This window comes from Mesorhizobium sp. L48C026A00 (assembly GCF_000502375.1).
GTDB classification, from domain to species: domain Bacteria; phylum Pseudomonadota; class Alphaproteobacteria; order Rhizobiales; family Rhizobiaceae; genus Mesorhizobium; species Mesorhizobium muleiense.
On record NZ_AYWU01000061.1, the window covers coordinates 1 to 10,532 of the forward strand.

The 10,532-nt window shown below is 61.7% G+C and carries 8 protein-coding genes and 3 pseudogenes; 5 read left to right on the forward strand and 6 right to left on the reverse strand.

All coding sequences use genetic code 11. The features are described from left to right. Window positions 1–1,172 (reverse strand): annotated as a pseudogene (locus tag X738_RS84130) (transposase); the annotation flags it as partial. 172 nt (window positions 1,173–1,344) lie between these two features. Between X738_RS84130 and X738_RS85685 the strand changes: the two are divergent. The 3 genes and pseudogenes from X738_RS85685 (at window position 1,345) to X738_RS79615 (ending at window position 3,559) form a co-directional block, all read left to right on the forward strand. Continuing rightward, complete coding sequence (locus X738_RS85685; protein ID WP_156942774.1) at window positions 1,345–1,743, forward strand: hypothetical protein; 399 nt, start codon at window positions 1,345–1,347, stop codon at window positions 1,741–1,743. After that, entirely contained in the window at window positions 1,703–2,242 is a 540-nt protein-coding gene (locus X738_RS79610; RefSeq protein ID WP_023804064.1) for a hypothetical protein, read from the forward strand. The genes X738_RS85685 and X738_RS79610 overlap by 41 nt, the downstream gene beginning before the upstream one ends. A gap of 185 nt (window positions 2,243–2,427) precedes the next feature. Continuing rightward, a pseudogene (locus tag X738_RS79615) lies at window positions 2,428–3,559 on the forward strand (IS481 family transposase). Window positions 3,560–3,824: 265 nt separating this feature from the next. On the opposite strand, the gene X738_RS79620 reads toward X738_RS79615, so the two are convergent. From X738_RS79620 to X738_RS79635, 4 genes are all read right to left on the reverse strand, one after another. Continuing rightward, window positions 3,825–5,225 carry a M81 family metallopeptidase gene (locus X738_RS79620; RefSeq protein WP_023804066.1) on the reverse strand — a complete coding sequence of 467 codons (1,401 nt, stop codon included), beginning with the start codon at window positions 5,223–5,225 and terminating at the stop codon, window positions 3,825–3,827. Next, window positions 5,222–5,494 (reverse strand): hypothetical protein, encoded by a 273-nt coding sequence (locus X738_RS79625; RefSeq protein ID WP_031257107.1) that lies wholly within the window; start codon window positions 5,492–5,494, stop codon window positions 5,222–5,224. The genes X738_RS79620 and X738_RS79625 overlap by 4 nt, the downstream gene beginning before the upstream one ends. Next, a complete protein-coding gene (locus X738_RS79630) occupies window positions 5,491–6,801 on the reverse strand; it encodes an ABC transporter substrate-binding protein (protein WP_023804068.1) in 1,311 nt (436 codons plus the stop codon). Before X738_RS79630 ends, X738_RS79625 begins: the two co-directional genes overlap by 4 nt. Window positions 6,802–6,863: 62 nt before the next feature. Beyond that, on the reverse strand, window positions 6,864–7,547 hold the full coding sequence (locus tag X738_RS79635; protein ID WP_023804069.1) for a GntR family transcriptional regulator: 684 nt from the start codon (window positions 7,545–7,547) through the stop codon (window positions 6,864–6,866). An 84-nt stretch (window positions 7,548–7,631) separates the two neighbouring features. Between X738_RS79635 and X738_RS79640 the strand changes: the two genes are divergently transcribed. After that, window positions 7,632–8,876: a pyridoxal phosphate-dependent decarboxylase family protein gene (locus X738_RS79640; protein ID WP_023804070.1), complete on the forward strand. Its 1,245-nt coding sequence runs from the start codon at window positions 7,632–7,634 to the stop codon at window positions 8,874–8,876. A 113-nt stretch (window positions 8,877–8,989) separates the two neighbouring features. Further along, window positions 8,990–9,445: pseudogene (locus X738_RS85690) on the forward strand (M81 family metallopeptidase). A 274-nt stretch (window positions 9,446–9,719) separates the two neighbouring features. Here the strand turns inward: X738_RS85690 and X738_RS88095 are convergent. Further along, on the reverse strand, window positions 9,720–10,532 hold an 813-nt coding region (locus X738_RS88095), incomplete at its 5' end, for an ATP-binding protein (RefSeq protein ID WP_023804073.1).

Genomic DNA, 10,532 nt, shown 5'->3' on the forward strand with positions numbered 1-10,532 from the left:
AAGCCAGGGAAGCCATTCCTCGAGCGAACTCTGCCGGACGCGGAACATGTCGGAGCGCTGACCGCGCAGGACGCGGCGGACGACCTTGCGGCTATGTCCGGTACGTTTGACGATCTGCTTGATCGGCACACCCTGCTTCGACAATTCCAGAATGGCCTCGTTTGTCTCCTGGCGACGCAGANTTGACGATCTGCTTGATCGGCACACCCTGCTTCGACAATTCCAGAATGGCCTCGTTTGTCTCCTGGCGACGCAGATATCCTTCATATTGCAGCCGTTCGGCATAGGTGAGAAGCTTTGGATCGATGATGGTGCTGCCGACGGTCTTTCGGATATGCCGCATGGACTTGCTGACTGCATCAAGGAAAGCGCGGCTGGCGTTTTCCATCAGATGCCAGCGGTCGGCCACCTGATCGGCATGAGGCAGGGCCTTGGCGATCGCCTCGCCATAGCCGCCACCCCGATCGCGAGCGACAGTCACAATGGAAGGATGGTTCGCCAGCCAAGCCTGCGATGTCGCCTGTTCGCGATCAGGCAGCAATGCTACTGGCCTGCGGCGCTCAAGGTCGCAGACAATCGTCCCATATCGTTGGCCGCGCCGGAACGCGAAGTCGTCGATGCCGATGATGGCGAGCTTATGGCGCGGCTGTTCAGTCCGCCGGCGCACGACACGCAACAGGGTATCGTTGCTCACCGGCATCATCAGGCGATCGGCAAAGGCTGCGGCAGGCCTTCCGCCCAGCGCCAGTCCTAAGTGATGAACGATGGTCTCAAGNCATCAGGCGATCGGCAAAGGCTGCGGCAGGCCTTCCGCCCAGCGCCAGTCCTAAGTGATGAACGATGGTCTCAAGGCGTCCGGTTCTCCGCGATAACGGGGCTAAAACATCGGCGCCAAACCGTTCGGCAAAAATGCGGCGGCGGCAAAGAACGGCGTCGCACCAGAAACGGCGAACCGTCACCCGCAAGACCACCCGCCGGCCAGCGATGGGCAGATCGGCGGCTTGCCGCATATATCGGCTCTGGGTCCGGCGTGAACTCGTCCCGCAGCACGGGCACGTGGCCGAAAGCGCCGTAGCGCGCACGTCAAGAAATACACAATCCGTGTTGATTTCGGCATGCTCGACGAGCAGCCCCGCCGGCGCCAGTCTCGTCGACCCAAATCTCTGTTCCATCGCGCTGATTCCCTCTCGAAAATTGCGCGACCATCACCCTGCACTTGCAGCGAGATTGAGTCTGACCCCCGTTTGGACGAAAATCACCCCTCAAACAGGGTCCTCATTCCATGAAAAATCACAGCTCGACGACCACATCGCACAGGAAACAGGGCGCGCGAGGTCTCAATCGATGACCGACGCCAGCTCGAAATGCGCCGGGGATCGACGCAAAGAGTTCGTCGTCATATCGATACGGCTCATGTGCGCAGCGCCGAGCCCAATTTGGCGCGAAATTTCGAACTCGTCGCGGCCAGATGCGGCCGCGGTGGACGAGGCGAATCCGGTGGCCGCTATTTCGTCACCGGCAGTACCGACCAAATGGCGATCCGGGATCGCGCCCTTCATACCCTTCGGCGCGAAGGGTACCGGCTTCGGCGACATCACTGTGATCTCGGACGGCGCAGAAATTCTCAAGCGGCTGCCCCGCGCCATACCGAAGCCGACGGCCTACATCATCGACTGGTTCCATTCGCCAAGCCGTCCAGCCTATGCAGCAGATCGCCGATCAGTGGATACGATCCCACACTGACCGAACCGGGGAGCTGCCTTCCATCGACAGGGGCGTCAGGGACGTCAGGGGCGTGAGGTGGCGTCTATGGCACGGCCGTGTCGATCGCGCCATTCGCGACCTGGAGCGGGTCCTGGTAAAACTCAAGCATTCGCAGCGAGAAGGCGAGTTCTCGATCGCACGGCTTCATAGTCTCGGGTTGCAGCTTCTGACCTACGTCCGTTCGAACCGCGGTGCGATCGTAAACTATGGCAAGCGCTATCGAGCCGGCCTTCGCGAAGCCACGTCCCTCGCCGAGTCGGCGGTGAACTCACTCGTCGGGAAACGTATGGTCAAGAAGCAGCAAATGCGCACGGCCGAGATCAATGGCGAACTTCACCAGAGATTGCGGGCACCGTTCGACAGCCAGAGTCAAACGTGCCTTCTCTTTTCAAGCCTAAACCTCCCCTTCTGCGCGCCGCCTGACCCCCGAGAAATTACCGGTGTCTCCATTATCCGTTGCTTTCTGCGCGCGAACTAAACACAGATGACGTTAGTCGGATTGGCTACTCGCGCACTAGGATCGAGAGTTATTCCAGGGGCAAAGATTTATGATTGGAGCTCCCTTCCATTGCAGCTCATCCTGTGTTTGGACTGGGGACATCGCGAACAGGTGTGCGAGGACATCGCGAACAGTTTTGCGCGTTGTGCGCGAGGGGGTTCGGCATGCCGTTCAAGGACAGAAGCGCGATGAAGCAGAAGTTGGAGTTCGTGAGGCTGGCGTTGGTGGAGGGGTCGAATGTGAGCGCGTTGTGTCGGCGCTTCGGCATCGGACGGACGTGCGGCCACAAGCTGCTTTCGCGCTACCGGAGCGAGGGCGAGGCAGGACTGGCCGAGCAGTCGCGGCGGCCGCGATCGAGCCCGGCGCAGTGCGCGCCGGAGGTGGAAACGGCTGCACTTTCGGTGCGCGCGGCGCATCCGGCTTGGGGTGGACGCAAGATCGCGCGCGTCATCGCCCGCGACGGCATCGGCACGCCCGCGGCCTCGACGGTGACCGGCATCCTGCGCCGCAACGGCATCGAGCTGGGCGCGCTGGGCGGCGGGGCCCAGCCCTTCATCCGCTTCGAGCACGAAGCTCCCAACGATCTGTGGCAGATGGACTTCAAGGGCCATGTCGCCTTGCATGGCGGTCGGCTGCATCCGCTCACCGTGCTCGACGACCATTCGCGCTTCTCGATCGCGCTGTCGGCCTGCGCCGACCAGACCACCGCAACCGTAAAGACCCGGCTGATCGCCGCCTTCCGCCGCTACGGCCTGCCGTGGCGTATCGCCACCGACAACGGCCCGCCGTGGGGCGACGGCGGCCGCAACAACTTCACGCTGCTCACCGTCTGGCTGATCGAGGCCGGCGTCGCCGTCAGCCATTCCAGGCCTTGCCACCCGCAGACGCTCGGCAAGGACGAGCGCTTCCATCGCTCGCTCAAAGCCGAAGCGCTGCAGGGACCGCCCTTTGCCGATCTCCCCAAGGCCCAGGACGCCTTCGATCACTGGCGTCACGTCTACAACACCGTGCGTCCGCACGACGCGCTTGGCGGCGCCGTGCCGCTCGACCGCTACCGCGTCTCGCAGCGCCAGTATCGCGAAACCGTCGAGCCGTTCGACTATGCCAAGGACGATCTCATCCGCCGCGTTCAGCAGCATGGCTTCGTCTCCATCCTCGGCCACACCGTGCGCCTGTGCAGGGCCTTCGCGGGAAAGTCCGTCGCCTTTCGCCCCAACCGCTGCCGACGGCGTCTTCGACGCCTGGTTCAGACATCAGAAAATAGAAACCATCGACCTCAATCCCCTTGCTCGATAGAATGAAAAACTGTTCGCGATGTCCTCGCACACCTGTTCGCGATGTCCCCAGTCCAAACAATCCTGGTGAAGGCACTAAAACCATTCCACCTGTGCGACAGCTTCACCGCGTGATTGGTGTGGCTGGTGACCATGCGATCCGGTCGGCCATGGCGCGCAAGAGCCTGACGAAAGAAGCGGTGAATCAAGTAATTCATGGGCAACCGTTCTGCGAGGAAAGGGTATGCCAGGTGACGTCGCCGCAACGATCCGCGCGGCGACGGCCGTCACCCGACATTGGTAAAGCCGGGGGTGCTGACGTTCACGCAATGGCCGTATTTGGCCAGCGAGAGTTTGTAATGCGACCCGGATTTCACGATGATGACGTCGAAATCTGCAACCTGCAGATCATTTGCCCGATAGGCGGCGATGTCCTGCGTCAGGGCCGGCATCGAGGTGGCCAGCACCGTCAGATTGCCGGCGCGAAGCACGGCGCAATCGCCGACCGAGGTAGGCTCGCCGCGCATGAACGGGCCTTCAAGCGTGTAACGCCCGTCCGACAGCGACAGCACCTGACACTCCTCCTCCAAGGCTGGCGCCTCATGGCTCCAGCGGGCGCCGAGCGTGAAGCGCGCCGCGCCGCCCGGGCCGAGAGCTTTGGCCTGCGCCACCGCCTGAGGGTCGGTGATGGGTGCCAGAACCTTCAGATCCGGCCGCAGCGACAGGATCTGCCGGGCAAGATAGGTGCTGTCCCCGGGAGAACCGGCCAGCACGCGATCGCCGAAATCGCCGAAGATCAAAGGCTTCGGGGCCGTGTCCGCCTGCAGAAGCGCCTCGGCGGGCGAGGGGAGATCATTCACGAACTCGCTAAGATGGCTGCGGAACACCGCTGCCATTGCTTCAGCCGTACCGCGTGCGTGATGGAGGCTCTCGGTCGAAGACACCAGAATGCATTGGCCGCCCGGCGCGCGGATGCCGAAAGGATAGGAGTTCAATATCGAGATATCGGCGATGGACCCGGTTTCCAGCCGCCGCCGCTCGGCATGGATCTTGCAAAGCGGGCTGCTCGTCGTTTCCAAGGGATAGGGAATGCGAACGGGCAGCCATTCGGCCCAAAGGTGCAAGGGCTGACCACCCCTGAGCTGCTGCAGCATAAGCTGCGCCGCGCGCTGACCCGCATCCTTGTAATCGTCGTGCGGGTTGTTCTTGCAAGACACCAGTATGGTCGCCGCCTGAACCAGATTGGGGCAGACGATGCCATGCATATCCAGCGCCACCGCAATCGGGATTCCAGCCTCGAGCTCGGCGCGAAGACGGGTGCAGAGCCGAGCTTCGAAATCGACCATATCCTCGCCAGCGATCGCGCCGTGCAAGTCAAGGAAGATCCCGTCGAGGGGCTGCGCCTTTGCCACCGCCGCGATCTCGGCGATGAACTGGTCACAGAGGCCCGCGACCAGCAGCCCGCCCGGAGGCGAGATTGCGGCGAGGCTCGGGATCAGGTTGACCCCTTCGCCGGCAAGATAACGAACCGCCCCGCCGATGCTGGCGTCCGACTGGAGAGCTTTCTCCAGCAGGGCCTGCCCGCGCGTGACCACGAAATTGGCGATTGTGGTGCGCAAGGGGGTCCTGGCATGCGACTCGTGAAAGACCGCAGCCACAAGAATGGTCGGAGCGGTTGACATCGTCATGCCTTTTTGACCAGCCGGGCCGATGTGCGGCCGCGCGGATTGGCCGCGACTTTACCGACAGGCGCGTGGCTGGCCCATTGACTGGCAACGAAGACGATGGGCAGCACCACCGCATCATCGGTGACCATCTGCATCGCCTCGACGGCATGGCCGACCCGTTTCGTCTGATCCATCTCCAGGTAGGCGGCCGTGATCTGCTGATCGACCTCCGGATTGGAATAGAGCATCCGGTTCAGCGCGCCCTCGCCCGCCGGAATGTTGCGCGTCATCGCAAGCCCGCGCAGATGGTGCGCACCATACATCCCGAGCAAGACCCCGAGATGATCGAGAACTCACGGTTGGTGGCGCGGGGCAGATAGGTCGAGACCGGCAGCGCCTCGACAGAAACGTCCACCCCGATGCGGGACCAGTATTGCGCGATGTCATCAAAAGCTGGGCGTCTTCTTTCACCCAACCCTGCGTGTGGATGGTCACTTTGCAGCCTTCGGCGTGGCCAGCCTCTGCGAGCAAGGCCTTGGAGCCTTCCGGGTCGTAGTCTTGGCCCTTCAGAGATGCCACGTAGCCTTCTCCCCACTCTGCCATGAACTGATTGCGCGGTCGCAAGTCCGCCCAAGGTGCGCTGTGCCAGCATGTTGCGGTCGATTGCCATCGACGGCGCGCGTCGGACCCTGACATCGGTCATCGGGTTCTTGCCGTCCTTGCCCTTGGAGAAGGGCGACTCTTCGCGCACCGCATCGAAGGCAAGGTAGTAGGTGCTGCCGGCCGGCGAGGTATGCACGCTGATATCTGCATTCCCCTCAAGCGCCTTGAGGTTCACATGGGGGACGTTCTCGATGACGTCGACACCGCCCGCCAGGATCGCCGAGGTACGCGCCGCATCATTGCTAAGCTGGACCCAGCGGACTTCTTCCCAATCCGGCGTGCCACCCCACCAGGCGCCATTGCTGGCACAGACGAATTCAGTGCCGGGCTTGAAGGATTTGAATTTGTAGGGGCCGGTCCCGATCGCAGCGCTGCCGTCATTGAAAGCCGCCGTGTCGGTCTCGGCGCCCGAGGCACGCATCATGATCTCAGCCAATTGCCACAGAAGGAATGGCGCCGGACTCTTGGTCTTGATCGAGACCGTATGATCGTCGACAGCCTCGGCCGTCTCAACCGAAGAGAGCAGCGGCATGAACGAGCCGGGGCTATTGGGAACCCAGCCGACGCGCTTGATCGAGGCGACCACGTCGGCGGCGGTCAGCGGTGCGCCGTCATGGAAGGTGACATCCTGGCGCAGGTCGAAAAGCCAGAGATCGTCGCCGTCCTGGCGCCAGGCGGTCGCGAGCCAGGGCACCAGCTCTCCCTTGATCTCGGTGGCGAGGGTTTCGAAGATCTGGCTCAGCGGCCCGACATTGGCGCCAAGATTGTGGAAATGCGGATCGGCCGAGGTCGGGACCTGCGACAGTCCGATCCGCAGGGTGGTCCCCTGCGCGGCCTGCGCGATCCGCGTGCTGCCCAGAAGCATAGCGGCACCAAAGCCCGCCAGCATGCTGCGGCGGCGCAGCGAAAAGTTGGCAACTTTGCCAGGACTCATCGTGTCGCTCTCCCTAAGATGGCCATCTTTGAGGTCACAATATTTGAATAAATCGACACAGGTCAAGAAGTTTGTGGTATCAGTTTTTCGATGATTGTGATCAAATAGGCCATTGCCGACCGCAGGTCTTGGTCCAGGATATCCCGCACAGCCACCGCATCCCGTCGACGCAGCGCGTCACAGATGTCCATCCGGAGGCCGGGACTGGGTGATTTGCCAATATATTCGGGAAACAGATGCGACAGATAGGGCCCGGACTGCAGCCAAAGCCCCTCGACTACGCGTAGGGTGCAGGGCTGCCTTGCCGCCGCATAAAGCGAGAAATGGAAGCGGGCTACACCGACCCGGTAAAGAGAGGAGGTAAGTGCCTCGCGGGCTAGAAGGGATTCGGATAATGCTTCCAAATCCCTTATTTCTTCGTCACTTATACCTGAGACTGCCCGCATCGCGAGATCGGGCTCCAGCACTAGCCGCAGCCGCCGCAACTCATCATAAAGCGGCAGGCTGAGCGCCGGCACCCGAATGGATTTCTGTGGCGTCTGCTCCAGTGCGCCAGCGGCCACCAGTTGCGCCAGTGCCTCCCGCACTGGCGTGACGCTGACCCCGAATTGTGCCGCCAGATCGCGCAGTTTGATCTTCTCTCCCGGGCGGAATTCGCCGCTTACCAAGCTCCAGCGCAACTGACGGCCCACGGTATCACGGCTGCGCGGATCGGCTTTTCCGGCCGGGTCGAGGACAAGTTCCATGAAAAATTCCAGTTTGATATTTTAATATTGACTTTGGGCCTCATCTCCGAGATTATGAGGCCTCACTTTACACGGAATTATACTATGCCGCTCGGCCCTAGCCAACCATGGGAAACCGTCAGGGAAGACCTGATCAACCGCAAAAAGGGGGACTACGCGTGGAAAGAGGGCCGCCTGCCATCCTATATCTACTTTCACAATGACGAGCTGCTGGAGAAGCAGCGCGAGGCGTACGGTCTCTATCTCGTCGAAAACGGCCTTGGCAAAGGTCGCGCCTTCCCAAGCCTGAAGATTATGGAAGACGAGATTTTCGAAATGTCGATCTCGCTGCTCGGCGGGGGCGCCAACGCCGACGCGATTTTCGCATCGGGCGGCACCGAGAGCATCATGATCGCCGTCAAAGCGGCGCGCGAACGCGCCAGAACGCGGCCCGAGCTGATCGCGCCCTACAAGATCGTCCTTTCGGAAACCGCGCATCCCGCCTTCAACCGCGCGGCGCATCTGATGGATATCGAGGTTGTGCGGCTGCCGATGGACCCGGACAGCTACCGCGCCGATGTCGCCGCGATCGAGGCGGCCATTGATGAGCATACGATCATGCTCGTCGGCTCGGCGCCCCACTATGCCAGCGGTACCTTCGATCCAATCCCCGAGCTCGCGGCCCTCGCGCAGAAACGCGGGCTCTGGATGCATGTCGATGCCTGCGTTGGCGGCTTCCTCGCGCCCTTCGCGCGCATGAACGGCCATCACATCCCTGATATGGACCTTAGCGTTCCCGGCGTGACCAGCCTTTCGGCCGATATCCACAAATACGGCTTCGCGGCTAAGGGCGCCTCGCTGCTGCTCTTTGCGAACAAGGCAGACCGGGCGTTTGGCACCTTCGCCTTCACCTGGGCGCGCGGCACCTATGCCACCGACAGCATGCAGGGCACCCGCGCGGGCGGCTCGGTTGCCTGCGCATGGGCCATGATGAAGCACCTCGGCATCGACGGCTACCGCGAGCTTGCCGCAATCACCATCGACACCACCAAGCGCCTGACCGATGGCATCGACGCCATCAAGGGGCTGAAAACCGTGCGGCCTTTCGAGCTCTGCCTCTTCAGCTACTGCAGTGAGGATCCGGAGCTTGACATCAATGCCGTCGCCGATGCGATGGAAACCCGCGGCTGGTTCATCGGACGCTCGCAGCGCCCCTGCCCGTCAATCCAGATGGCTGTCAACCCGGTGCATGATAAGGCGACCGAACGCTATCTGAACGATCTGGCCGACTCGGCGGCAGAGGTCTACCGCACCAATGCCAAGGGCGAGTTCATCGACGGAACCTATTGATCTCTCGCAGCAACCGCAGGGAAAATCTCCCACTTTCCCTGCCTGCTTGCCCATTGGCTGGCAAGCCTCAGTCCGGATCCCGTCGGTGCGCATCGCCCTCGTCCAGTTCTCGCATGAGACCAACCCGCTCTGCCCTGCCCCAACGGGCCCTCGGGATTTCCGCAACAATTGCTATTTGCCCGCAGCTGGCGCATTTCCCCCAGACGGCGAGCTACATGGCCGGCACCATCGACGCGGCTTTGCACCAGAAGGCAGAGATGGTGCCCATCTTCGCCGCGAAGGCGACGCCCTCCGGCTTCATCGAAGAAGAGGCTGCGCGCGCAATCTTCAGCGAAATTCTCGCAGATCGAGCGCAGTGGACCCCTGGACGGACTCTGTATCGAGCTACATGGCGCCGCCTGCTGGGCCACAGAACCCTACCTCGAGGGCAACTCCTTGCAGAGCTGTGAGGAAGGCTTGGGCCGGATAGCCCGATCGCCTGCTCGCTAGATCTGCACGCCAATGTCTCCCCCAGAATAGAGCTTGCGGATGTCCTCTGCGGGATCAAGGAATACCCGCACACTGGATGAGAGGAATCTCACCTTGTTTGTCGCCGCGCAGGTACCTGCGTATTCCGATGAAGCCGGCCACCGATTCCGATTTGAAGCCGGCCAGTCATTCCGATTTCATTGCGGCCACCANCCGCGCAGGTCCCTGCGTATTCCGATGAAGCCGGCCACCGATTCCGATTTGAAGCCGGCCAGTCATTCCGATTTCATTGCGGCCACCATTCCGATTTGAAGGCGGCCAGTTTTCGGTCTGATCCTGGGTCTCGTTGATGTTTGGGTTGGGTTTTGTTTCAGGTCAAGCTTCGGTGTTTTCGGGGACGATCGGCGGGCGCTGTTTTCGCATGCTTTCACCGGTGAGATCGATGCGATAGGCGTTGTGAACGAGGCGATCCAGGATGNGGCGGGCGCTGTTTTCGCATGCTTTCACCGGTGAGATCGATGCGATAGGCGTTGTGAACGAGGCGATCCAGGATGGCGTCGGCCAAAGTTGGGTTGCAATAATTTCCCACCAGCGATCCACGGGCACCTGACTTGTGACGATGGTTGAGCGTCGTTCGTAGCGATCCTCAATGATCTCCAGGAGATCGCGGCGTTGGTCGTCATTGAGTTTTTCNACCTGACTTGTGACGATGGTTGAGCGTCGTTCGTAGCGATCCTCAATGATCTCCAGGAGATCGCGGCGTTGGTCGTCATTGAGTTTTTCAGGTCCCCAGTCATCGAGGATCAGCAGGTCGGTCCTGGCAAGAGATTTGAGGATCCTGCCGTATCGCCCGTCGCCTCTTGCAAGCGCGAGGGCGGCGAACAGCCGGGGAACCCGGTGGTAGGCGACTGAGAAGTCTTCGCGGCAGGCCTGGTGGCCAAGAGCGCAGGCAAGCCAGCTTTTGCCGACGCCGGCTGGCCCGGTGACAAGAAGACCGTGATGCTTTCTGATCCAGTCGCAGCCGGCAAGCGCCATGAACATATTGCGGTCGAGGCCGCGTGCGGCGCGGAAGTCGGCATTCTCGATCTGCGCGTCATGGCGAAGCTTGGCAGCCCTGGCGCGAGCCTCGAAACGCTTCTGGCGGCGCATGGTCGCCTCGCGTTCGAGCAGCATGGCAAGCCATTCGCC

Bases quoted from the DNA above. Each gene is read 5' to 3' on its own strand.
- X738_RS85685 (WP_156942774.1), top strand. From the start codon at position 1,345: ATGACCGACGCCAGCTCGAAATGCGCCGGGGATCGACGCAAAGAGTTC.
- X738_RS79610 (WP_023804064.1), top strand. From the start codon at position 1,703: ATGCAGCAGATCGCCGATCAGTGGATACGATCCCACACTGACCGAACC.
- X738_RS79620 (WP_023804066.1), bottom strand. From the start codon at position 5,225: ATGACGATGTCAACCGCTCCGACCATTCTTGTGGCTGCGGTCTTTCAC.
- X738_RS79625 (WP_031257107.1), bottom strand. From the start codon at position 5,494: ATGACGCGCAACATTCCGGCGGGCGAGGGCGCGCTGAACCGGATGCTC.
- X738_RS79630 (WP_023804068.1), bottom strand. From the start codon at position 6,801: ATGAGTCCTGGCAAAGTTGCCAACTTTTCGCTGCGCCGCCGCAGCATG.
- X738_RS79635 (WP_023804069.1), bottom strand. From the start codon at position 7,547: ATGGAACTTGTCCTCGACCCGGCCGGAAAAGCCGATCCGCGCAGCCGT.
- X738_RS79640 (WP_023804070.1), top strand. From the start codon at position 7,632: ATGCCGCTCGGCCCTAGCCAACCATGGGAAACCGTCAGGGAAGACCTG.